At 75.2% G+C, this 23,468-nt stretch carries 22 protein-coding genes; 16 read left to right on the top strand and 6 right to left on the bottom strand.

Going from position 1 to position 23,468, the window contains the following annotated elements; genetic code table 11:
* Positions 1-54: 54 nt before the first annotated feature.
* Positions 55-498 (bottom strand): hypothetical protein, encoded by a 444-nt coding sequence (locus tag ACFU74_RS17505; protein WP_380757449.1) that lies wholly within the window; start codon positions 496-498, stop codon positions 55-57.
* 312 nt (positions 499-810) lie between these two features.
* Between ACFU74_RS17505 and ACFU74_RS17500 the strand changes: the two genes are divergently transcribed.
* From ACFU74_RS17500 to ACFU74_RS17475, 6 genes are all read left to right on the top strand, one after another.
* A complete protein-coding gene (locus ACFU74_RS17500; RefSeq protein WP_380757447.1) occupies positions 811-1,872 on the top strand; it encodes an LLM class flavin-dependent oxidoreductase in 1,062 nt (353 codons plus the stop codon).
* On the top strand, positions 1,869-2,987 hold the full coding sequence (locus ACFU74_RS17495) for an LLM class flavin-dependent oxidoreductase (RefSeq protein WP_380757445.1): 1,119 nt from the start codon (positions 1,869-1,871) through the stop codon (positions 2,985-2,987). Before ACFU74_RS17500 ends, ACFU74_RS17495 begins: the two co-directional genes overlap by 4 nt.
* A gap of 90 nt (positions 2,988-3,077) precedes the next feature.
* Complete coding sequence (locus ACFU74_RS17490) at positions 3,078-3,851, top strand: hypothetical protein (RefSeq protein ID WP_380757443.1); 774 nt, start codon at positions 3,078-3,080, stop codon at positions 3,849-3,851.
* A gap of 105 nt (positions 3,852-3,956) precedes the next feature.
* Positions 3,957-4,610 carry a hypothetical protein gene (locus ACFU74_RS17485; protein ID WP_380757441.1) on the top strand — a complete coding sequence of 218 codons (654 nt, stop codon included), beginning with the start codon at positions 3,957-3,959 and terminating at the stop codon, positions 4,608-4,610.
* Positions 4,611-5,205: 595 nt separating this feature from the next.
* Complete coding sequence (locus tag ACFU74_RS17480; RefSeq protein WP_380757439.1) at positions 5,206-5,358, top strand: hypothetical protein; 153 nt, start codon at positions 5,206-5,208, stop codon at positions 5,356-5,358.
* A gap of 56 nt (positions 5,359-5,414) precedes the next feature.
* Entirely contained in the window at positions 5,415-5,846 is a 432-nt protein-coding gene (locus tag ACFU74_RS17475; protein WP_380757437.1) for an NTP pyrophosphohydrolase, read from the top strand.
* A gap of 36 nt (positions 5,847-5,882) precedes the next feature.
* On the opposite strand, the gene ACFU74_RS17470 is transcribed toward ACFU74_RS17475, so the two are convergent.
* Positions 5,883-6,761, bottom strand: coding sequence for a hypothetical protein (locus ACFU74_RS17470; protein ID WP_380757435.1), 879 nt, complete (start codon positions 6,759-6,761; stop codon positions 5,883-5,885).
* Between the two features lie 428 nt (positions 6,762-7,189).
* Here ACFU74_RS17470 and ACFU74_RS17465 point away from each other — a divergent pair, with 428 nt between their 5' ends.
* The 6 genes from ACFU74_RS17465 to ACFU74_RS17440 all read left to right on the top strand — a co-directional run bounded on the left by ACFU74_RS17465 (position 7,190) and on the right by ACFU74_RS17440 (position 12,564).
* The gene (locus tag ACFU74_RS17465) at positions 7,190-8,914 is read left to right on the top strand and encodes a sensor histidine kinase (RefSeq protein WP_380757432.1); all 1,725 of its coding nucleotides are present in this window, start codon (positions 7,190-7,192) and stop codon (positions 8,912-8,914) included.
* Positions 8,911-9,318, top strand: coding sequence for a roadblock/LC7 domain-containing protein (locus tag ACFU74_RS17460; protein WP_380757430.1), 408 nt, complete (start codon positions 8,911-8,913; stop codon positions 9,316-9,318). Before ACFU74_RS17465 ends, ACFU74_RS17460 begins: the two co-directional genes overlap by 4 nt.
* Positions 9,315-9,674 carry a DUF742 domain-containing protein gene (locus tag ACFU74_RS17455; RefSeq protein WP_380757428.1) on the top strand — a complete coding sequence of 120 codons (360 nt, stop codon included), beginning with the start codon at positions 9,315-9,317 and terminating at the stop codon, positions 9,672-9,674. Before ACFU74_RS17460 ends, ACFU74_RS17455 begins: the two co-directional genes overlap by 4 nt.
* Complete coding sequence (locus ACFU74_RS17450; protein ID WP_380757426.1) at positions 9,655-10,272, top strand: ATP/GTP-binding protein; 618 nt, start codon at positions 9,655-9,657, stop codon at positions 10,270-10,272. The genes ACFU74_RS17455 and ACFU74_RS17450 overlap by 20 nt, the downstream gene beginning before the upstream one ends.
* A 59-nt stretch (positions 10,273-10,331) precedes the next feature.
* Positions 10,332-11,846, top strand: a complete 1,515-nt coding sequence (locus ACFU74_RS17445) for a cytochrome P450 (protein WP_380757424.1) — start codon at positions 10,332-10,334, stop codon at positions 11,844-11,846.
* Between the two features lie 73 nt (positions 11,847-11,919).
* A complete protein-coding gene (locus tag ACFU74_RS17440; RefSeq protein ID WP_380757422.1) occupies positions 11,920-12,564 on the top strand; it encodes a dihydrofolate reductase family protein in 645 nt (214 codons plus the stop codon).
* On the opposite strand, the gene ACFU74_RS17435 is transcribed toward ACFU74_RS17440, so the two are convergent.
* Positions 12,551-12,751, bottom strand: a complete 201-nt coding sequence (locus ACFU74_RS17435) for a hypothetical protein (protein WP_380757452.1) — start codon at positions 12,749-12,751, stop codon at positions 12,551-12,553. The genes ACFU74_RS17440 and ACFU74_RS17435 overlap by 14 nt on opposite strands.
* Positions 12,752-12,753: 2 nt before the next feature.
* Positions 12,754-13,539, bottom strand: coding sequence for an alpha/beta fold hydrolase (locus tag ACFU74_RS17430; RefSeq protein ID WP_380757420.1), 786 nt, complete (start codon positions 13,537-13,539; stop codon positions 12,754-12,756).
* Positions 13,540-13,741: 202 nt separating this feature from the next.
* Between ACFU74_RS17430 and ACFU74_RS17425 the strand changes: the two genes are divergently transcribed.
* A complete protein-coding gene (locus ACFU74_RS17425; RefSeq protein WP_380757418.1) occupies positions 13,742-14,188 on the top strand; it encodes a hypothetical protein in 447 nt (148 codons plus the stop codon).
* A gap of 57 nt (positions 14,189-14,245) precedes the next feature.
* Here the strand turns inward: ACFU74_RS17425 and ACFU74_RS17420 are convergent, their stop codons facing one another.
* Positions 14,246-14,791, bottom strand: a complete 546-nt coding sequence (locus ACFU74_RS17420; RefSeq protein ID WP_380757416.1) for a hypothetical protein — start codon at positions 14,789-14,791, stop codon at positions 14,246-14,248.
* 175 nt (positions 14,792-14,966) lie between these two features.
* Here ACFU74_RS17420 and ACFU74_RS17415 point away from each other — a divergent pair, with 175 nt between their 5' ends.
* Both ACFU74_RS17415 and ACFU74_RS17410 read left to right on the top strand, forming a co-directional pair.
* Positions 14,967-17,792 (top strand): BTAD domain-containing putative transcriptional regulator, encoded by a 2,826-nt coding sequence (locus ACFU74_RS17415; protein ID WP_380757414.1) that lies wholly within the window; start codon positions 14,967-14,969, stop codon positions 17,790-17,792.
* Between the two features lie 188 nt (positions 17,793-17,980).
* A complete protein-coding gene (locus tag ACFU74_RS17410) occupies positions 17,981-19,378 on the top strand; it encodes a carbohydrate-binding protein (RefSeq protein ID WP_380757412.1) in 1,398 nt (465 codons plus the stop codon).
* A gap of 224 nt (positions 19,379-19,602) precedes the next feature.
* On the opposite strand, the gene ACFU74_RS17405 is transcribed toward ACFU74_RS17410, so the two are convergent.
* A complete protein-coding gene (locus tag ACFU74_RS17405; protein ID WP_380757409.1) occupies positions 19,603-20,247 on the bottom strand; it encodes a GNAT family N-acetyltransferase in 645 nt (214 codons plus the stop codon).
* Between the two features lie 237 nt (positions 20,248-20,484).
* Here ACFU74_RS17405 and ACFU74_RS17400 point away from each other — a divergent pair.
* On the top strand, positions 20,485-23,468 hold a 2,984-nt coding region (locus ACFU74_RS17400; RefSeq protein WP_380757407.1), incomplete at its 3' end, for a hypothetical protein.

Here is a 23,468-nt window from a genome sequence, read left to right as displayed (position 1 = left end):
GCCCTGCCGGGTCGACCGGGCGGGGCCCTCGTCGCTTGCGCGGGCCTGCCGGTGTCAGCAGCCGACCGGGACGGTGACCGTGGCGGTGGCGGGCGGCCAGCCCCACTCGGTGGTCTCCAGCGACGCCGTGGCGGTCGACCCGCACGGCGCGGTGACGGTGAGCCCGCCCACCGCGGTTCCGCTGTGGGAGACCAGGACGGAGGGCGTGATGGTGCCGAGGGATGCGCCGCCGACCACCGAGGCGGTCAGCCGGTAGGGAACCGTCCGGGCCGTCCAGCCGACGCTGCCGGGCGTGGTCCGGCCGTAGAAGGTGACCTGGTCACCGCTGACGGTGGCGCAGATCTCGTTGACCACCACGCCCCGGTATCCGGTGACGCAGACGCCGCCGGGGCCCTCCGGGCCCTGGGACGCCCCGGCGGCGAGGGCGGTGCCCTGGGCGGCGGCACCGGCCGCGGTCAGGACGGCGCTGGTGGCGAGGATGGCGAGGAGCCGGTTCATCGGGCGATTCCCGTTCATGGGTAGGGGCGACGACGTGAAGCCATGTGACATTTCACGCTTCACACCTCACATGCTGGCATCGATTCGTGCGGAACTCCTAATTCCACCCTGGCTTTTGAAGACCAGTGAGAATTTCAGCCTTCCAATGACCGGATCTGATCGATTACTTGCCCTTCATGACGCCCGGTGTCCGCCCGTGAATACTTCATTGCGACCGTTGCCCGGGCCGAGCGCCGCCGCGCAGGATGAACGGGCCCGGCCGCGCGGGGGAACGCGCGGCGGACGGGCGGCCGACTGGAGGGGATCGTCGTCGTGTCCGCACAGCACGAGTCCGCGCAGCAGCTCCATCTCGCCCTGCTCCCGCCCACCGACGGGGGCGGACCCGACGGGCCCGGGGCGCTCACCCCGCTCGCCCTCCTCACCCGGCTCGCCCGCACCGCCGAGCGCGGCGGGTTCGACTTCCTCCTCCTGCCCGAGTCCGCGAAGGGCGGACCCGAGGTCCTCACCGCCCTCGGCGCCCTGGCCGCCGGCACCACCCGGCTCGGACTGGCCGCCGGCCTCGGCCCGGCCGGCCATCAGCCCTACGAGCTGGCCCGGCGGTTGGCCTCGCTGGACCACCTCAGCGCCGGCCGCGCGGCCTGGAGCGTGACGACCGGCCCCACCGGCGCCGACGCCGAACGGCTCCGCCACGGCACCCCGCCGCCGGACGCCGGCCGACACGCCCACGCCGCCGAATTCCTGCGCGCCGCCCGGACGCTGTGGGACAGCTGGGCGGAGGACGACGTCCCCGCCGACCCGTCCGCCGGCACCTTCGCCCGGCCCGGCGCGGGCGCGTTCGTCCACCACGGCACGCACTTCGACCTCAGCGGCCGGTTCACCACACCGCGCTCGCCGCAGGGCCACCCGGTCGTCGTCCGGACCGTCGGCTCCCCGCGGGACCTGACGTCGGCGGCCGCCGACGCCGACGTGGCGGTCCTCCCGTACACCGGACTCGACGAGGCCCGGGCGCTGCGGCAGGACCTCGCCGAACGGCTCGCCGCCCACGGCCGCTCCCCCGACGCGCTCAGGGTCCTCACCGCCGCCGACTACGCGCTCGGCGACACCACCTCTGCGGCCCTCGACCACTCCGCCGACATCGCCGGCACACCGCACGAGGTCGCCGACACGCTCACCGCGTACGTGCGCGGCGGCGGCTCGGACGGCTTCCTGCTCACCCCGCACCCGGACGCCGGTCCGCTGGAGGACTTCGTCGACCGGGTGGTGCCGCTGCTCCGGGCCCGGGGCGCGCACCGCACCGAGTACACCGGAACCACCCTCCGCGACCACCTCGGGCTCGCCCGGACCCGCCGACCGAGCCGGGAGACCGCCGCATGACCAGCACGTCCACGCCCCGCCCCGAGCACGGGCTGCCGCCGCTGCACCTCTCCGTCGCCCTGGACGGGGCCGGCTGGCACCCGGCCGCCTGGCGCGCCGAGGGCGCCCGCCCCGACGAGCTGTTCACCGCCGGGTACTGGGCCGACCTGGTGACCGAGGCCGAGCGCGGTCTGCTCGACCTGGTCACCATCGAGGACGCCCTCGCCGTCCAGTCGGTGAGCCTGCGCGGGCCGGACGAGCGCACCGACCAGGTGCGCGGCCGGCTCGACGCCGTCCTGATCGCCGGCCGGGTCGCGCCGCTGACCTCGCGGATCGGACTGGTGCCCACCACCAACGTCACCCACACCGAACCGCTCCACCTCTCCGCCGCCCTGGCCACCCTCGACCAGGCCGCGCCCGGCCGGGCCGGCTGGCGGCCGCAGATCTCCGCCCGCGCCGACGACGCCGCCCACTTCGGCCGCCCCGCCCCCGCGACGCTCCAGGAGGCCGACCTGGGCTCCCCCGAGACGATCTCCGGCCGCCTCGCCCCGCTCTTCGACGACGCGGCCGAGGTGCTGGCCACCGTCCGCCGGCTCTGGGACGGCCGCGAGCACGCCCTGCCGGTCACCGTCCTCGCCCACGCCCGCATCCCGTACGAACTGGCGGCCAAGGGCGGTGACGTCGTCTTCGTCACCCCGCACTCCCCCGACGACGCGGCGGCGATCCTCACCGAGGTCGCGACCGCCGCCACCGCCGTCGCCCGGCCGGCCGAGCGCCCCCTCAAGGTCCTCGCCGACCTCCTGGTCCTCCTCGACGACAAGCCCGGCGAGGCGGCCCGCCAGAAGGCGCGGCTCGACGACCTCGACGGCGCCCCGCTCGCCTCCGACGCCGAGATCTTCGCCGGCACCCCCGCCGAACTCGCCGACCTCCTCCTCCACTGGGGCACCGTGGACACCGCAGGACTCCGTCTGGACGGCTTCCGCCTCCGCCCCGCCCGCCTCCCCCACGACCTCCTGGCGATCACCCGCTCCCTCGTCCCCGAACTCCAGCGCCGCGGCGCCTTCCGCACGGCCTACCGGACCCACACCCTGCACGGTCACCTCGCCCTGCCCGGCCCCGCCGCCCTCCGGCGGTAGGGCCGGCCGGTTCGGTCGCACCGCCCGCGACCGGCAACGTGACGATCTTCGCCGCGCACAGGCCGGTGGAGTCCTCGAAGGCGGACGCCGATGACCGACACACAAGCCCGCCGCGCGGAGATCCGTCTCGGCGCGGCGCTGGAGGGCCTCGCGGTCGCCTGCCACGGGGCGACCGCACACCCCGGGGAGCACAACTGCGAGTGCCACTGGGGCGGCGCCGACGAGCTCGCCCTGCTCAAGGTCCCGGGTGTGCGGCTCGATCCCGACCTCCTCCGGCGGACCTGGCAGGCCCCCGACTGGAGTGACCACGGCTCGGTGCTCCGCCGCATCCTGCCGCAGCTCGCCGGCGCCCTCGTCGACGGCCGCTCCGAGTCGTTCCGCCACCGGGACGGGATCGGCGAATCGCTCGCCCGGGGCCGCTGGCAGGAGTGGCCGCTGCACCAGGCCGCCGCGGTGCGCGAGTTCCTGCACGCCTTCTGGGCCTACGGCCTCCTCACCCCCGCGCCCACCCCCACGCCCTTCGCCCACGCGCACCGAACCCTCGTCCTGTGCGTCGAGGCCTCCGGCGAGCTGAGCCCCTGGCTCCGTGCCTGGGATGCGCTGGAGCACCCGGTCGCCGACCGGAACCTCGTGGAGGCCGCCGACAGCTGGTGCTACGACCTGCTCGGCGAAGAACTGCCCTGGAACACCCGCCACGACCGGGCCGGCCTGCTGACCGCGCTCACCTCCTGGCTCACCGGCCACGCCGCCGCCCGGCCGGCCGCCCGGGGCGCGCCGGACCAGCTGCTGCAACACCTGCGACTGCTCGGCCTGCCCCTCCCGGACCGCTGGGACGACCCGCACTGGCCCCGGGACCTCCGGTGAGACTCCCCGCCCGGCCGACGGAGTGTCGGTGCGGGGCCGTAGATTCGGTTCGGCAGAGCAGGAGTTGAGCGAATCTTGGACAGGACGGCGAGCCCGATGACCCCCGTGACCCCGATCCCCCCGAGCGAGGCGCACGGCGCCGCCCTCACCGAGCGCGCCATCGCCTCCGTCGCGGCCGATCCGCACCGGCCGATCCTGGACTACGGGCCGTGGGCCGGTCCCTGGCTGACCGGGGAGCCGGAGCCGCTGGCGGGCGAGGCGCTGGCCGGGCTGGTCTTCCCGAGCGGGCGGCCGCTGCCGCCGAGCCTGCGCCGGTGGCTGGCGTTCGACGCCGGACTGCTGCGCCGGTTCGGGTGGCTCGACGGGGACGGCCGGTTCACGCCCCGGTCGCTGGGCGAGCTGGCGCGCGAGGAGCTGGGCGACCTCTGGGGCTCCTGCTTCGACAGCGTGTCGGACCGCTTCGACGAGTGCTTCCTGCTCCCGGGCGGCTCGGACTCCCGCCGGGTGCTGGCCACCGGCGCGGTCGACGAGCACGGCGAGTACCCGGTGTTCGCGCTGGACGTCGACGACATCCCGTGCGTCGAGCTGATGTACCCGGGACTGGACGTCTACCTCGCCGACACCGCCGGCGTCATCACCGTCGACCTCGACGGCTACTCCTGCCTGGTCCAGGACCCGGTGTACGCCCGGCGGATGCTCACCCACGCGCAACGGGTCTTCGGCGGCGAGTTCGCCGAGCAGTGCTTCCCCGACCTCTGACGGCCCGAACCCCCGCCGACCCGCAGAGCGAGGAGGCCCTCACCGTGGACCGGCCGCCCGGACCCGATCCCGGGTTCCCCGGCACGGAGTGGCTCGACCGTGTCGGCACCGACCCCGGCCGCGCCCTGGAACTGTTCGTCGCCGACCGGTACCCCACCGGCCCCGCGACGGAGCCACCACCCGATCCGCCGCGCTCCGTACCGCCCGCCCTGCGCCGGTTCCACCGCCTCGCCGCGCGGCACCCCGGCCTGTTCGGACGGCAGAACCGCCTGCGGCCCGCCGCACGGTTCCAGGCCGCTGAGAACGGCGACCGGCTGGTGATCGGCGGGGACAGCCTGGGCGGCTGGGACCGGTCGATCCCCTGGGAACCCGACACCACCGGCACGGACCCGACGGTCCGGCACACCCGGAAGGGCGACGACCCGACCACCGAGCCGGAACCCCTCAGCCGCTTCCTCCTGCACTTCGCGCCCTTCGGGGCACCGGTCGGCCGCTGCGTCGCCCGGGGCAGCAGCACTCCCCCCCTCCGAACTGCTGCCCCGGCTGGAGGGGGTGCTGCGCCGGGTGCCGCTGCGGTCGTACCACTCCCCCCTCCATGGGAAGCGAGATCCATGCCGCCCCCGGTGTGATCGCCCACACCCCGGCCGCCTCCGCGCCCGCGGGCGGCTACTTCGTGACGGCCCGCCACCGTCACCTGCTCCGTCCGCTCGCCGGACCCGGCATCACCTGGGGCCGCTTCGACGGCTGACTGACCGCCGCCGTGTCGGCGCCGCGGCGGGAGGGGGCGTGCCAGACTGGCCCGCCATGGGTGAGAACGAGGCCGTTCGGGACGTGCCGCTGCTGGTGGTGGACGGGGCCAATGTCGTGGGCTCGGTGCCCGACGGGTGGTGGCGGGACCGGCGGGGGGCGGCGGAGCGGCTGCGTGACGCGCTGGCGCCGGTCGGCGGCAAGGGGCTCGGCGACCGGCCGGAGCTGCCGGCGTGGGTGCGGACGGGGCCGCTGGACGTGGTGCTGGTCGTCGAGGGCGCCGCCCGGGGGGTCACGGCGACGCCGGAGGTCCGGGTCGAGGCCGCGAGCGGCAGTGGCGACGATCTGATCGTCGGCCTGGTCGCGGGGGCACTCGCCGCCCACCCAGAACGGGACTGCCTGGTCGTCACGGCCGACCGCGGGCTGCGCGCCCGGGTCACCGCTCTCGGCGCCGCGGTCGCGGGGCCCCGCGCCGTCCGAACGGTCTGAACGCCGCGGCACCGGGGCAGGGCGAAGAAGCACACGTCACAGCGTCGGCGGCAGCCGACCGTACAGCTCGGCCACCGCATCCGGCAGGGGCGGCCCACCGGGGTCCGCCGCGCGCCGCCCGGCCACCGAGGTCGGCAGCATCACCACGGCGACGAGCAGCGCCGCGACGGCGAAGGTGCCGAACCCGGCGATGCTCAGCGGCAGTTCCATCCAGGTGCTGAGCCAGGTCACCAGCCACAGCTTCAGCAGATTGCCCACCGTCGCGACCGCCAGACCGGCCGCCGACCGCAGCCGCACGCCGTGCCCCGGCAGGGACAGCCGGCTGAACTTCGGGCCGAGCACCGCCCCCAGGGCGACCAGGGTGAGCAGCTGGCGCCAGCCCGGGCCGTCCGCCAGCGCGGTGCCGTCGAGCACGGCGACCACCAGCGCGAGACCGGCGACGGCGAGCAGGTGGCGCGCGACGCCCCGCAGCGCCGACCCGTCCCCGTCGCGGTCGGCCAGCACGGACCAGAGGTGACGCACCGTCACTCCGACCAGCATCACCACCACGGCGGCGACCACCGTCGCACCCGGGCCCGAGAGCCCGGCGGACAGGCCGAGCCCGCCGGCCAGCCGCACCGCCGCCCAGAGCGCCACCGGCTCCGCCGCGAGCAGCGCCGGGAGCAGCAGCAGCGCCCCGAGGCAGGACGCGCACGAGCGGTCCGGCGGGAAACGGCGGACCAGCGCGCCCCCGGCGGCGTGCACGGCCACCAGGAGCACCGCCGCGACGAGGACGGCGGCGCACCGGTTCGCGGGCGGATCGCCCAGGTCGAAGCCCGCCACCACGGCGGCGGCCACGGCGAGGCCCACGGCGGTGGCCACCAGGTCGAGCAGTTGGGCGGCCGGTCCGGCCACCGGCCGGGATCCGTTCGGCATCCGTCCCCCCGGGGTCGGGCGTGTTGGGCCATGGTTCCCCGCCCGCCGGTCCGCGACCCGTCCGGCGGCCGGTCATTTCGGCCGACGGAAGCGCCCGCCGGGGGCCTTGGACCCCTGCACGCCGGAGCGCACCACAGCGCGCCCTAGCACGAAACGGCGCGTGCTCGTGGCAAGTTCACCGGGAGTCCGCTCGCATTGGCGAACTGGGCGTGGGCGCCCGTGCGCGGCGGGCGGCGCACGGTAAACCTGAGGCCGACACCGGCCCGGTCGCGGGTTCCGGAGTCCGGCCGGGCCGCCCCCGCCGGCGCTCGCAGCGCACGGCGACGGCGCGTCCCGGTGCCCACCCGCCCCGCCCTGAACACCGCACACCCCCGGGCCACCGCCCGTCCTTTCCCCCCACCACTCTTCGACCGTTTTGAGGATGCTGAATGCTTGGTGCTGGTTCGTCATCCGGACGCCGGCGCTCCGCCCCCGTGCTCGTCTGGCTCCTGCCCACCCTCGCGACGGCCGCCGTCGCCGCCGTGACGGTGGCCGCGGCCTCCCCCGGTGCCCGGACCGGGGTCGCGCTCTGCGCGGCGGTGGGCACCATGGCGGTGGTCCTGGTCGCCGCCGAGGCCGCCCGCCGGGGCCGGGTGGCGGAGGAGTTGCGCACACGGGCGGTCCAGCGCGAGGGCGAGTTGCTCCGCCGGCTGACCCGGCAGGAGACCGAGTACATCCGGCTGGCCAAGTCCGTCCTGCCCGCCGCGATGACCAGGCTCACCATGGGCGAGGGCCTGGAAAACGTCGTCCGCGCATACGCCCTCCAGGACGTCACGGTCGGCGCCGAGTTCCGGGCGGCGCACCAGACCCTGCTGCGCGCCGTCCTGGAGACCGTCGAGAACGAGGAGGCGCTGCGCGAGTCCGCCCGGCGCTCCTTCGTCAACATCGCCCGCCGCGTCCAGGCGATCGTCCACCGGCAGGCCGCCGAGCTGCGCAGCATGGAGCACGCGCACGGCAACGACCCCGCCGTCTTCGGCGACCTGCTCCTGCTCGACCACGGCAACGCGCTGATCGGCCGGCTCGCCGACAGCATCGCCGTGCTGGGCGGCGCCCGGCCGGGCCGCCAGTGGAACAAGGCGGTGCCGCTGTACAGCGTGCTGCGCGGCGCCATGTCCCGGATCCTCGACTTCGAGCGGGTCGAACTGCACCCGGTCTCGGAGGTGGCCGTGGTCGGCCCGGCCGTCGAGCCGCTCATCCACGCGGTGGCCGAACTCCTGGACAACGCCACCCGCTACTCCCCGCCGCACACCCTGGTGCACCTGACAGCGGTCGAGGTGCAGACCGGCATCGCGATCGAGATCGAGGACGGCGGGCTCAGCCTCAGCGAGGAGGGCCGGGCCCGGGCCGAGCGGATGATCGCGGAGGCGCAGGCCGGCGCCGACCTCAACGACCTCGGCGAGACGCCGCGGCTCGGGCTCGCGGTGGTCGGCCGGCTCTGCCAGGCGTACGGCCTCCAGGTCTCGCTGCGGCCCTCGGCCTACGGCGGGGTGCGGGCGGTGCTGGTCTTCCCGCAGGAGCTGATCACCACCGCCCCCGCGACCGGGCGCGCCCACGGCATCGGTGTCACCGGCTCGTCCGGGCCGGACCCGGTGGACGACCGCCGGCCGCACACCTCGCCGCCGCCGCGCCGCCCGCTCACCGGGCCGCCGCCCGGGCCGCTCAGCGGCACACGCAGCCCGGCGTTCAAGGGGGCCTCGCTCGGCGGCTCGCGCCGCGACTCGTTCGGCGGGTCGTTCGGCGGCCCGCGCGGCGGGTCGTTCAACGGCCCGGCGACCGGTGGGGACGACGTCCCGGTGGTGACCGAGCGGACCGCCACCGGTCTGCCCCGGCGCCGCCGGCACGCCGCTCCGGCGAACCGGTTCGTGGCCGGCGCCACGGGCCGCCCGACCACCGCCGGGCCGGGCACCCCCGCCCACGGCACACCCACCGGCGGCCGTCCGCCCGCCCCGCCCGGGAGGCCGGCGGACACCGAACAGGACGCGGTGCAGCCGGGCCTGTGGCTGGCCGCGTTCACCGAGGGCATCAACGGCACCGGCCCGGACGGCGACGGCAGCAGCAGCAACAGCAACAGCGGCAACGGGGACTCGACGGGGACGCGGAGGGACGAGCGATGACTCAGCCACGGACCAACCTGGACTGGCTGCTCAAGCAGCTCGCGGACGAGGTCCCGCTCGTCCGCAACGTCATCGTGCTCTCCGCCGACGGCCTGCGGATCGCCCAGCACGGCACCGCACCCGACGCCGCCGACCGGCTCGCCGCCGCCTGCGCCGGGCTGCAGAGCCTCGCCGCCGCCGTCGGCCACGAGTTCCCGCACGGGGACGGCCGGATGCGGCTGGTGGTGATCGAGATGGGCGGCGGGTTCTTCTACCTCATGGCGGCCGGCGCCCGCGCCTACCTCGCGGTGCTCGCCGACGAGGGCGTGGACGCCGGGCTGATGGGCCACCGGATGCGCGACCTGGTCGCCCGGATCGGCGAGCACCTCAGTACGCCTCCGCGAAGGGGCGAGCCCGTCGCATGAGCACCACCGGCCCGGACTGGGGCGAGGAGGCCCCGGAACGCTTCTACGTGATCACCCGCGGCCACACCCAGCCGGTCGGACGCCCCGAGCTGGACCTGGTCACGCTGATCGTCGCCCGGGCGGATCCCGCCCCCTCGATGCCGCCGGAGCACGCGGCGATCCTGCACCTGTGCGGATCGCCGCTCTCGGTGGCCGAGGTCTCCGCCTACCTGCGGCTGCCCGTCAGCGCGGTGACCCTGCTGCTGGCGGACCTGGTGGCCGAGGAACGGGTCGAGGCGCGCGACTGCGTCCCGGCCGCCCTTCTTCCCGACCGTGCCCTGTTGGAGGCGGTGATGCATGGACTTCAGCGGCTCTGACACGGTGCTCGGGCCGGCGGACGAGGATCTGCTGCCGGACTCGGCCGCCGCGGCCGTCAAGGTGGTGATCGTCGGCGGCTTCGGCGTCGGCAAGACGACCCTGGTCGGCTCGGTGAGCGAGATCCGCCCGCTGACCACCGAGGAGACGATGACCCAGGCCGGGGCGGAGGTCGACGACCTGGCCGGGATCGAGCGGAAGTCCGAGACGACCGTCGCGATGGACTTCGGCCGGATCAGCATCAGCGACGAACTGGTGCTCTACCTGTTCGGCACACCCGGCCAGGAGCGGTTCTGGTTCCTGTGGAACGGGCTGTTCGAGGGGGCGCTGGGGGCGGTCGTCCTGATCGACACCCGCCGGCTGGAGATCAGCTTCGACGTGATCGGCCGGCTGGAGGACCGGGGCGTGCCGTTCGTCGTCGCCGTCAACGCCTTCCCCGGCTCCCCCGACTGCCCGCACGAGGAGCTGCGGCTCGCGCTCGACCTGCCGCCGGAGGTCCCGATCGTGGCGTGCGACGCCCGGATCCGCAGGTCCGGGCGGGACGTGCTGCTGGCGCTCATGCACTACCTCCACGACCTCGCGGGCCCGCCGCCGCGCTGAACCCGCGCCGCCCCGCCTCCACTCGCCGCCCCCACTCGCCGACCCCCTCCGGAGACAACGTGACCTCCCCGTTCCGTGACGACCCCGCCCTCGCCCTGCCGGCCGGTTGCCCCGCCCACCGGGCGGGCGACCCGGGCGGCCGGGACCAGGCCGTGCTCGACGCGCTCGACGAGCCCGCCCCCGACGAGCCCGGCCTCGACGAACTGCCCGTCGCCGGGCTCCGGCGGCTCTACGGGCCCGCGGCCGAGACCGACCCGGCGGGCCTGTACGAACAGCTGCGCGCCGAGTACGGCGAGGTCGCGCCCGTCCTGCTGCACGGCGACCTCCCGGCCTGGCTGGTCCTCGGCCACTCCGCGAACCTCACCGTGATGCGCACGCCGTCGCGCTTCTCCCGGGACTCGCGCCGCTGGACGGCGTTCCAGGAGGGCCGGGTCGCCGCGGTCTCCCCGCTGATGCCGGTGATCGCCTGGCAGCCGCTCTGCGTCTTCGCGGACGGCGCCGAGCACCGCCGGCTGCGCGGCGCCGTCACCGACGGCCTGAACGGCACCGACCGGCGCGGGGTGCGCCGCTTCGTCACCCGGTACACGGCCGAGCTGGTCGAGGAGTTCGGCGGCAAGGGCCGGGCCGACCTGGTGAGCCGGTTCGCCGAGCACCTGCCGATGCTGGTGATGACCCAACTGGTCGGCATGCCGGAGGAGTACGGGCCGCGGCTGGTCGAGTCGGCCCGCGACCTCATGAAGGGCACCGAGACGGCCATCGCCAGCAACGACCACGTGGTGGCCTCGCTGCGGCGCACCGTCGAGCGCAAGCGCAGCGACCCCGGGCCCGACCTGTGCACCCGCCTGATGCAGCACGAGGCCGGGCTCACCGACGAGGAGGTGCTGGAGCACCTGCGGGTCGTGCTGCTCGCGGCGAACGAGACCACCGTCAACCTGATCGCCGACACGCTGAAGATGATCCTCACCGACGAACGCTTCCGCGCCCACCTGTCGGGCGGTCACATGACCGTGCCGGACGCGCTGGACCAGGTGCTCTGGGACGCCCCGCCGATGTCGCTGGTGGCCGGGCGGTGGGCGACCGGCGACACCGTGCTCGGCGGCCGCCGGATCAGGGCCGGCGACATGCTGCTGCTGGGCCTCGCCGCCGGGAACGTCGATCCGGTGGTCCGGCCGGACCTGGCGAAGCCGCTGCACGGCAACCGCTCCCACCTGTCGTTCGGCAGCGGGCCGCACGAGTGCCCGGGCCAGGACATCGGCCGGGCCATCGCGGAGGCCGGGATCGACTGTCTGCTCACCCTGCTGCCCGACCTCCGGCTGGCCGTCCCGGAGTCGGAGCTGACCTGGACCTCGGCCTGGCTGTCGCGCCATCTGGTCGAGCTGCCGGTGGAGTTCACCCCGCGCGAGCAGCTGCCGGAGGCGGTGGCGGCGGCCGCGGCGGCAGGGGCGGACCGGGCCGCCGTCCCGGTGCAGGTGGAACACGTGGAGCCGGTGGAACCGGAGGAGCCGAAGGCGGCCCCGCTGCCCGGACCGCGGCGCGGGTGGTGGGACACGCTCACCGGCTGGCTGCGGCGCTGACCGCCGGGCGGGGCGGACGCGGCTAAAGTCGGCCCGAACCGCCGCGCCGCGTCGACCACCGGAGGGTGACCCCGTGTCCCTGGTACGCGTCCACAACTTCTCCGTCTCGCTCGACGGCTACGGAACGGGCGAGGGCCAGAGCCTGGAGGCCCCGTTCGGCCACGCCGGCGAACGGCTGCACCGCTGGTTCCTCCGCACCCGGACGTTCCGCGCCATGCACGGCGAGGCGGGCGGCGAGACCGGTGTCGACGACGCCCTGGCGCGCACCTGGGGCGCCGGCATCGGCGCTGAGATCATGGGGCGCAACAAGTTCGGCCCGCAGCGCGGCCCGTGGCAGGACCACGAGTGGAATGGCTGGTGGGGCCCCAACCCGCCGTTCCACACCCCCGTGTTCGTGATGACCCACCACCCCAGGCCCAGCGTGGAGATGGCCGGCGGCACCGCCTTCCACTTCGTCGACGGCTCCCCGCACGAGGTCCTCGCCCGCGCCCGCGAGGCCGCCGCCGGCCTGGACGTACGGATCGGCGGCGGCCCGTCCACCGTCCGCGCCTTCCTCGCCGCCGACCTGGTCGACCACCTGCACGTCGCCGTGGTCCCGATCCTCCTCGGCCGCGGCGAGCGCCTCTGGGACGGCCTGGAGGGCCTGGAGGACCGCTACCAGGTCGAGTCCGTCACCACCCCGAGCGGCGTCACCCACCTGACGTTCACCCGGCCCTGAGCGCCGGGTCGTAGCGGTCGAACAGCGCCTGGAGGTAGTCCTCAGGACGGGCCGCCGGCAGTCGCGGCGTCAGATCGGTGCGGCCCGCCTCCCGCCAGGGCACGGCGACCTTCTCGGCCTCCGGCGCGAAGGCCAGGGCGTCCAGCAGCCGCCAGGACGGGCGGCCGATCCCCTGACCACGGCGCAACCCTATCCGGCGAGGAACGGGAGGAGGGTGGCGGTGAGTTCGGTGGGGGCGTCGACGGGGATGAGGTGGCCGGCGGTGGGGAACTCGTGGAGGTGGGCGGCGGGGATCGCGGTGGCGTAGCGACGGCCGATGTCCTGGAAGTCGGCGACGTCGAGTCCGCCGGTCGCCACCAGGGTGGGGGCGGTGATGGTGGCGAGGTCGCCGGTGGCGGTGCCCTGGGAGTGCTCGCCGACGGCCGACTGGTTCACCAGCGAGGTGCGCAGCGGGCCGCGGAGGCGGTCGGCGGTGCCGGGCGCGACGTCCTCCCAGCGGCGGGCCGGTCCGCGGACCCACATGTCGAGGTTGACCTGGACGGCGGTGTCGAGGTCGCCCGCGGCCAGGGCCGCCGTCTCGGCCTCGTCGTAGGCGATCATCTCGGCGGACCAGGGGTAGCCCGGCCACGGCGCGGCGAGCAGGGCCAGTGCGTGCACGCGTTCGGGGTGGGTGAGGGTGAAGTCGACGGCCACCCGGCCGCCCCAGGAGGCGCCGACCAGCCGGACGCGGTGGTGGCCGAGGTGGTCCAGGAGGCGGCGCAGGTCGTCGGTCTCGCGGAACGGCCCGGCCGGGGGCGCGGACTCGCCGAAGCCGCGCAGGTCGTAGCGGATGACGGTGTGGTGCTCGGCGAGCGCGGGGACGACGGCGTCCCACATGCGGTGGTCGGCGATGCCGGCGTGCACGAGGACCACGGGCGGGCCGTCGCCGTCGACGACGTAGGAGAGCTTGCCGAGGGCGTCGGTGAGGGTGGGCATCCGCAGATGCTCGCAGGTGGCGGGCGCGTGCGCCACCCGTTTGCGATCACGGCCCGGGCTTCCGGTGCGCCCCCCTCCGCCCTGGTGCGCCCCGGCCGGGAGGGCCGGACGGGGTTTGCCGCCGCTGCCGGGGTGCCATATCCGAGGGCAGGCCGGATCCGGCGGGAGGCCGGGTCGGGCCGACCGAGGGAGGGACACCCGTATGACAGACATCCACCGGTCCGCGCTGCGGTACACCGCCGACATCACCGCGGAGGACATCGACGCCCTGGCCGGGTTCATCGGCCGGCGGCTGGTCCTGCTGCGGGAGGGGGCCGGCGCGGCGGGGAGCGAGGAGGAGCGCGTCGGGGACGCGCTGGCGCAGACGGTGGCGGCGCTGACCGGGAGCGCCCGGGAGGTGCTCGGCGCGCTCGCCGAACGAGCGGCGGGGGCCGCGGAGGCCGGGACGGAGGAGGAGGTCCGGAACCCCGACGACGTGCTGGAGGAGCTGATGGTCCGGCTCAGCACCCTGTGGCGCTACCTGCTGACGGCCGCCGAGGCGTGGAGCCACCTGCCGGACTACGACGTGGCGCGCTGGCGGCTCGACGGCCATCTGGACGCCGAGCACGAGGCGCGGGCGCGCTGGCTGGCGGCCGGCGAGGCCTGGTAGCCGTGCCGGACCGGCCCCGGCCCGGGTGGGCGGGGGCCGGCCGGGGGGCGGTGCGGGTCAGTTCCAGGGGTTGGCGTTCTGGTCGTTGATGTGCGTCCAGAAGCGCACGCCCTTGGGCAGGTTGCCGCTGGCCCAGAAGGTCCAGCCGCCGGTCCACTGGTAGTTGTCGCCGTAGTGGCCGTCGTGGAACTCGGCCTGGCGCCAGTAGCGCCCGAACTGCGTGCGGCAGACGGTGTCGGCGGCCTCCGGGCTGGTCAGATCGGTGCCCTTCACGGGGCGGCTGAGCTCCACTGCGCCCAGCGCCCAGCCGTTGTGGAAGGCGAGCGTGAGGCCGGCCGGCGCGGGCCGGTAGTCCTGGTTGAGGCAGAGCACGGGCAGCGAGTTCCAGGCGGGGGTGTCGCCGTTGTACGCGTCGCCGGTGGCGCCGCCGCCGACCTGGACGGTGCCGCTGGGACCGTAGTTGAGGACCTCCCAGGTCAGGCCGGGGTGGTTGGCGGTCACCGTGGTCGTGGTGGCCTGCGCCGCCGGGGCGGCGGTCAGCGGGGCGAGAGCGGCGACGGCCGTCGCGGCCGCGACGGCGGTGAAGCGCTTGATGCGGTTCATGGGTCGTTCCTCCAGGGAACTCCGGGGCCGGGTGATCGGAAGGCCGGCCCCTGCGGGCTCGGCATGCCACGACCCTCTCAACCGGGCGCACGATTCTGGCATGATCTGCTCATCGGTTCGTCACCGGATGCGACGGCCCGACAGCGGTGTGCACAACCCTGGGGAGGGGAAGCGCATGGAGTTCGCGATTCTGGGACCGCTGGAAGTCCGGACCGACGGGGGCGAGCGGGTCCGCCTGGGGGGTGTGCGGCAGGAGCGGCTGCTCGCCGCCCTGCTGCTGAACGCGGGCGGCGCCGTCCCGGTGGCCCGGCTGGTGGACGCCGTCTGGGACGACCGGCCGCCGGCCACCGCCGACCGTCAGGTCCGCAACCTCGTGGGGCTGTTGCGCCGCGCCTTCCGCGAGGCCGACCCGGCCGGGCCGCCCGCGCTGCTCACCGACGGGCACGGCTACCGCGTCCCGCTGGACGGCCACCGGCTGGACGCCCGGGCCTTCGCCGACGTCCTCGCCCGCTCCCGCCGCACGGCCTCCGCCGGGAAGCCCGCCGCCGCGGCGGCGGAGCTGCGCGAGGCCCTGGCGCTCTGGCGCGGGCCGGTGCTCGACGGCCTGCCGGGGCAGTCGATCACCGCCGGCGCCGTCCCGCTGGACGAGCTGCGGCTGACCGCGTGGGAGGACTGCCTGGACCTGGAGGCGGCGCTCGGACGGCACCGCGCGAGCATCCCCGAGCTCACCGCCCTGGTCGCCGACCATCCGCTGCGGGAGCGGTTCACCGCGCAGCTGATGCAGGCGCTGCACGCCTCCGGCCGGACGGCGGACGCCCTGGCGGTGCACCGGCGGTTCACCACCCGGCTCGCGGAGGAGCTGGGTCTCGACCCGAGCCCGGAACTGCGGCGCCTGCACCTGGAGTTGATCACCACCGAGGCGGCCGGCCGGGAGGACGCCCCGGCCCCGCCCCGGGCGGACGGGCCGCGCGGCGGGCGGGAGCGCGCCGCACCGCCGCGCCCCGCCCAGCTTCCGCCCCCGCTCGCCACGTTCACCGGGCGCGGCGCGGAACTCGCCGCCCTCGACGCCTTCGCCGACGCCGCGACGACCGGCCCGCCTCCCGCCGGCCCCTCCCCCGCCGACCCGCCCGCCACCCCGGCCGGCGCTCCCGCGGCCCGGATCTGCGTGCTCTCCGGCAGCGCCGGGATCGGCAAGAGCACGCTGGCCGTCCAGTGGGCGCACCGGGTGCGCGACCGCTTCCCCGACGGCCAGCTCCACGCCGACCTGCACGGCTTCTCCACCGAGCCGCCGCTGCCGCCGCACGCCCTGCTGGCCCGCTTCCTGCGCGCGCTCGGGGTGCCCGGCGAGCAGGTGCCGAGTGCCCCCGAGGAGGCCGTCGCGCTGTACCGCTCGCTACTGGCCGACCGGCGGGTGCTGGTCGTCCTGGACAACGCGCACAGCGCCGAACAGGTCCGCCCGCTGCTCCCGGGCGCGCCGGAGTGCCTGACCCTGGTCACCAGCCGCACCGGGCTGGCCGGGCTCACCGCCCGCGACGGCGCCCGCCCGCTCACCCTGGACCTGATGCCCGCGCCGGACGCCGTCGCCCTGCTGGACCGCGTCATCGGCGGCGGCCGAGCCCGGTCCGAGCCGGCTGCCGTCGCCGAACTGGCCGACGTCTGCGGCCGGTTGCCGCTCGCGCTGGCCATCGCCGCCGGTCGGCTCGCCGAGCGCCCGGGCCGGACCGTCGCCGACCACGTCGCCGAGTTGCGCGACACCGCGGGCCGGCTCACCGCGCTGGCGATCGACGGCGACGCCACCTCGGCCGTCCGCGCCGCCCTGGACCTCTCCTACCGCGCCCTGCCCGCGGGCGCCCGCGCGCTGTTCCGGCTGCTCGCCCTCGGCCCCGGCCCCGGTCTGTCCGCTCCGGCGGCCGCCGCGCTCAGCGGCGAGGGCGCCGCCGCCGTACGCCCCGTACTGGAGCAGCTGACCACCGCCCGTCTGCTCACCCACGAGGGTGGGGACCGCTACCGGCTGCACGACCTGCTGCGCCTGTACGCCGCCGAACGTGCCGACGCCGAGACCGGCCCCGCGGCGCGCACCGCCGCCCGCGAGCGGCTCGGCCTCTGGTACCTGCACCACGCGGACGCCGCCGCCCGCCTGCTCACCCCGCACCGCCGGAGGATCCCGCTCGGCGCGCCCGGGCCCTGGTACGAGCCGCCCGCGTTCACCACCGCGGCCGAGGCGCAGCGGTGGTGCGAGGGCGAGCACACCCATCTGCTGACCGTGGTGCGCGCGGCGGCCGAGCACGGCACGGACGACCTGGCCTGGCGGCTGCCGGTGGTCCTGTGGAGCTACCTCTTCACCAGCCCGCACCTGGACGACCAGGAGGAGGCGGCCCGACTGGCGGTGGCGGCGGCCGGGCGGGCCGGCGACCGGTCCGGTGAGGGCCACGCCCGCAACGACCTGGCCACGGCGCTCGGCGCGCTCGGCCGGCACGACGAGACCCTCGCCGAACTCCGGATCGCCCGCGCCCTGTTCGCGTCGATCGGGGACCGGGTCGGCGAGGCGCACGTGATCGGCAACCTCGGTGGCCACTGTGTCGGCACGGGCGCCTACGGGCAGGCCAGGCGGTACTACCAGGGGGCGCTCGCGCTGCTGCGGGCGGAGCCGGACGACCGCCGGGACGACTGGGCGATCCGGGTCTGCGAGACCAACATCGGTGTCACGGCGAAGCTGGCGGGGCGCGGCCGGGAGGCGGGCGAGTACCTGCACCGGGCCCTGGACCGGCACCGCTCGACCGGGGACCCGGTGCTGGAGGGCATCACGCTCTACCACCTGGGCGACCACCACCGCCGCCTGGGCCACCCCGAGCAGGCCGCCGAGTGGCTGCGCCGGGCGCTGGAGGTGATCGACGGATCGACCGGCAACCCGCGTCTGCGCGACAGCGTGCTGGAGGCCCTCGCGGAACTGGGCGAGGGCCCGGGCCCCGACCGTCCCGGGACGGCGCCGGGCGGCCCGTAGGGCGCCGGCGGTCTTGACGAAACGTCCAGTCAAAAGGTCTTCTGTACCACGGAGTCGGCCCGCCGGCGGCCGGACGGCCCGGTGGGGTATAGCCCGAAGCTGTACCCCCGGGTGACATCTCCCCGGCCGGCGGACGGTGCTCCTACGGTTTCCCGCAACCCCCACACCATGACCGCGGGAGACCCCCCATGCTCCGACGACCCGCCAGGGCCGCGTGTGCCGTCCTGGCCACCGCCGCCCTCGGCTTGACTGCACTCCAGGGCACCGCCGGTGCCGCCGCTCCGACCCCCGGATCCGGCCCGGCGGCCCGGGCCGTCGCGGCCGCCTCGGCCGCGGCGGACACCCTCGGGGTGGCCGCCGCCGCGCCCGAGGTGCTCGACGCGCTCCAGCGCGACCTCGGCCTGACGGCCGGGCAGGCGCGGGTGCGGATCACCAACGAGGCGCGGGCCGGTGCCCGGGCCGGCGCACTCGCCCAGGGCCTGGGCGGCAGTTGGGCCGGCTCCTGGATCGAGGGCGCCGACGCCTCCGGGCTGGCCGTCGCCACCACCCGGGCCGCCGACGCCGCGACGATCCGCGCGGCGGGTGCACGTCCGGTGGTCGTGGCGCACCCGCTGGCCGCGCTGGAGGGTGCGCTGGCCGCGCTCGACCGGGCCGCCGAGCGCGGCGCCGCGGGCCGGGCCGACGCGCTCGCCGCCCCGGTGCGCTACGTCGACGTGCGCGACAACACCGTGGTGGTGCAGGCCGTCGACCCGGCCGCGGCCGAGCGGCTGGTCTCCGCCGCCGGGGTGGACCGGGCGGCGGTGAAGGTGGAGACGGTGGCCGAGGCCCCGCGTCCGCTCTACGACCTGCGCGGCGGCGACGCCTACTACATCGGCGGCAGCTCCCGCTGCTCGATCGGCTTCCCGATCACCCGGGGGACCACCCAGGGCTTCGTCAGCGCGGGCCACTGCGGCCGGACCGGCGCCACCACGACCGGCTCCAACCGGGCCGCCCAGGGCAGCTTCCAGGCCTCGGTGTTCCCGGGCAACGACATGTCCTGGATCGCCGCCAACAGCAGCTGGACGGCGACCCCGTACGTGACCGGCGCGTCCGGCGCGGTGAGCGGCTCGGTGCAGCAGCAGGTCGGCGCCTCGGTCTGCCGTTCCGGCTCCACCACCGGCTGGCGCTGCGGCACCATCCAGCAGCACGGCACCAGCGTCACCTACCAGGAGGGCACCGTCTCCGGGGTGACCCGGACCAACGTCTGCGCCGAACCCGGCGACTCGGGCGGCTCGTTCATCTCCGGGACGCAGGCGCAGGGCGTGACCTCCGGCGGCACCGGCAACTGCTCGCAGGGCGGCACCACCTACTACCAGCCCGTCAACCCGATCCTCCAGGGCTACGGGCTGACGCTGAAGACCAACTCGTCGGGCCCCGGCCCCGGCCCGGGCCCCGGCAACCCCGGCGGGACCTGGTCGGCGGGCACCGTCTACCAGGCCGGTGACACGGTGACCTACGGCACCACCTCCTACCGCTGCCTCCAGGGCCACCAGGCGCAGGTCGGCTGGGAGCCGCCGAACACGCCGTCGCTCTGGCAGACCGCGTAGCGCCCGTCCGCAGGACGACGGCGCGACGGCGGGCCGGCGGTGTGAGACCTTGGACGGGGGCGAACCACCTAGGAGGCCCGATGTCCTCGAAGCGCCGCCGCAAGAAGAAGGCCCGCCGCAAGGGCGCCAACCACGGCAAGCGGCCCCAGTGCTGAACCAGCGCTGAGCCGGTGCCGCAGCGCCGCGCCGGTCCGGACACTCCGTCCGGGCCGGCGCGGCGGCGTTCACGCCCCGGGCGCGTAGTACAGGCTCGCCATGGTCGCGCGCACGCGCCAGCCGAGGGCGGAGTACAGCGCCCGGCCGTCGGGGGTGGCGACCAGGACACCGGTGACGGCGCCGCCCTCGTGCGCGGCGCCCTGGAGGGCGCGCATCACCACCGAGCCGAGCCCCCGGCGGCGGTGCCCGGGGTCGGTCTCGATCTGGTCGGCCACGGCGGTCGCCCCGGAGACGGCGAGCTGGCCGCGCGCGGCGAAGTGGCCGTCCGCGGTGCGGACCAGCACCCGGACCACGCCGCCGCGCCACCAGCTGGTGAGGATGTATCCGGCGGGCACCGCCGGGTGCTGCGGGGCGAGCGGCACGGTCATCAGGTAGCCGGGGACGTCGTACCGCCAACCGGGGCCGAGCCAGGGGCGGACGGTGTCGTCGTCCGCGAAGAGCTTCAGCCAGGTACCCGGCGCGGTGGTGGCCGCCACCAGCTTCCGGACGTCGGCCTCCGCGGGTTCCGGCAGGACGTGCCTGGCCACCTGCTTCGGCTGCCCGACGTCCACGCTCCATCCCCAGGGCTCGTCCACCGGGTCGGCCGCGCCCCGCGACACGACCCAGCCCCCGACCCACTCCCGCACCAGTTCGCTGACGGCGGGCTCGTCCACCTGCCACCCCCTGTAATAGTCAATTGCCTGGATGGCATCTTACGCAGATGCGACCCGCCGCACGCACTGGGGTGAACCTGTCCGCATTCACCCCCATCATCTCGATTCATCAGATTTTCAGACGGCATACTGCACCCAAATGGTTACCGTGGGTAGCTTTCCGCCTGCTGTACGTACTCCGGTCCACGGTTTCCTCCCCATCGCGTCACACCGGACCGTTTGCCGAAGGGAATCGTCATGAGGGGCTGTCCACCCACCAGCGGGCGTGAGCGAAGACACCACGGAAGGACCGGGATCCGCGACCGCCTCACCCGGGCCGCGCTCCCGCTCCTCCTCGCGCTCGCCACGGCGTCCGCCTCCTTCACCGGCCCCGCGACGGCGCACACCCCGTCCGCCCCCGCCGCCTCCGCCTCCGGCGGGCAGAGCGCCGGCACCGACCACGGCGCCGCCCGGCACAGCGGCCGTCAGCAACCCGTGACCCTGGCGAAGACCGGCACCGACATCGCGACCGGCAGCACCACCCAGACCGCCCACGGCGACACCGTGCGCTGGGTCGTCTCCGCGACCAACCCGGAGGGCGCCCCCGTCAGCACCACCGTCACCGACGCGATCCAGGGCGGGCCGGGCAACACCCCGCAGGCCCAGACCTACGTCCCCGGGTCGCTCCAGGCGCCCCCCGGCTTCACCAGGCAGTGGTCCGACGACGGCGGCATGACCTTCGCCGGCACCGATCAGGGCACCGCCACCAACGTCGTCCAGGCGACCAACCCGATGCTCGCGTCACCGGCGACCGGCCAGGTGGTCCAGATCCCGCCGCCGTTCACCCCGGTCAGCACGGCCACCGGCGGCGACGGCTTCACCCCCATCCTCTACACCGCCACCATCAACGGCGTTCCCACCCCCGAGATCTGGAACATCTACCACCACGGGTTCTCCAACACGGCCAGCGTGGTCTGCACCGACCTGCTCACCAACGGCCCCTGCCCGGCCCCGGACGGAACCCCGGCCGCCTGGCCCCAGGCGCTGAACTCCTCGGTGGCCGGCGAGACCACCGGAGACCTCGGCAGCACCCGCACCCCGACCTATGTGCAGATCGGCTCCAAGCTGTACTACGCCGCGATCAGCCGGACCACGCTCGGGCTGATCGGCGTCGGCTGCATCGACCTCCAGACCCAGGCCAGCTGCGGCTTCACCGCCCTCCAGACCGGCACCGGACTGGCCGTCGGCGGCGTCGTCCAGGCACCGAACCAGCTGATCTACGCGGTCTCCAGCACCGGCGAGATCCTCTGCTACGACCCCGTCGCCAACGCCTCCTGCGGAACCTTCGCCATCGGTCTGCCGCCCAACGAGGGACAGGTCGCCTTCAGCGGCGACTACGCCGGCATCATGCGGGTCGTCAACGGCAAGGTCTACGTCACCGACAACACCCCGGCCCCGCTGCCCACGGTGATGTCCTGCTTCGACCCCGCGACGAACACCGCGTGCACCGGGTGGGCCGTTCCCAGGACCGTGGTCACCCCGATCCTCACCGGCCCCGCCCGGGCCGACAACATCTTCGAGATGTACGACCCGGCCGGCGCCGTCACCGGCGTCTGCACCGCCGTCGGCGGCATCTTCGGGGACGTCACCCCGCCGGTCGGCAGCGTCGTCTGCTTCGACCTGACCGGCAACCCCATCGCCGATCCCCCCGGCCTCGAAGCCCTGCTCATGACCAACGCCGCCCCCGGCGAGGCCAACTACCAGGTGCCGCTGACCATCACCGCCCCCAACGGGCACCTGGAGACCGAGTTCCCGCTCTGGATCTACCAGGGCCTCACGCCCACCCTCAACAGCTCCTCGTTCTGCTACGACTGGAACATCCAGGCCCCCTGCACCCAGTACGGCACCAACGGCATCGTCAACGGCCCGCCCAACGTCAACGGCGGCAACACCAGCCCGTACGGCTACGCCTACGACGGCCAGTGCAAGTACAGCCTCGGCGACACCGGGTACCTGTTCACGATCGACCCGGTCACCGGGGCCTCGCCCTGCCTGAAGACCAAGGCGCAGAGCACCCTCGACCCCGCCGCGTACTACTGCGACGGAGCCACCGGGCACGTGCAGTCCTACGGGACGGTCAGCCTCTTCGACATCGATCCGACGACCGTCGACTTCACCCAGTCCTCGGTGACCGTGCTGGCCTCCGACGGCACCGCGATCGGCACCTTCCCGTTCGACCCCGTCACGGGAACGGCGGACATCTCGTCCGTCCCGGCGAGCCAGTCACCGATCCAGGTGATCGCCAACCTCACCCTGATCAGCGAATCGTCGTTCACCCCCGAGAACCAGCCGAAGATGCAGGTGACCTTCGTCGGCGACGCGCCGCAGATCTGCTTCGAGACCACGGTGTCGGACGACTGCTCGGTCACCTCCGTCTCCAACCAGGCGTCCGCCGTCACCAACGGCCAGCCGCCCGTCACCTCCAACACCGTCACCCTCCAGGTGACGCCGGGTGCCGAGTGCACGCCGGTGCTGACCGTCAACAAGGAGGTCTGCACCTCCAGCGATGCCGCGGACTGCGCCCAGGGCGGCCCCGGCCCCTGGGCGAAGGCCACCACCGTCCCCACCGGCACCACCGCCTACTGGCGCATCACCATCACCAACACCGGAACCGTCCCCGTCACCGACATCACCCTCACCGACGCCGTCACCCCCTCCTGCGCCACCGCCGCAGGAACCTTCGACCTCGCCGTCGGCGCCTCACGCCAGGTCTACTGCAACCTCCCCAACATCACCCAACTCACCATGAACACCGTCACCGCCACCTTCCCCGGCCCCGACGGCACCCCCATCACCACACCACCCTCGGAAGCGACCGTCGACGCCACACCCCCCGTCGTACCCTCGCTCAGCATCAACAAGGAGGTCTGCACCTCCAGCGATGCCGCGGACTGCGCCCAGGGCGGCCCCGGCCCCTGGGCGAAGGCCACCACCGTCCCCAGCGGCACCACCGCCTACTGGCGCATCACCGTCACCAACACCGGAACCGTCCCCGTCACCGACATCACCCTCACCGACGCCGCCACCCCCTCCTGCGCCACCGCCGCAGGAACCTTCGACCTCGCCGTCGGCGCCTCACGCCAGGTCTACTGCAACCTCCCCAACATCACCCAACTCACCATGAACACCGTCACCGCCACCTTCCCCGGCCCCGACGGCACCCCCATCACCACACCACCCTC

The organism is Kitasatospora sp. NPDC057500 (genome assembly GCF_042802195.1).
Taxonomy (GTDB): domain Bacteria; phylum Actinomycetota; class Actinomycetes; order Streptomycetales; family Streptomycetaceae; genus Kitasatospora.
This window is presented reverse-complemented; position numbering and strand designations above follow the sequence as displayed.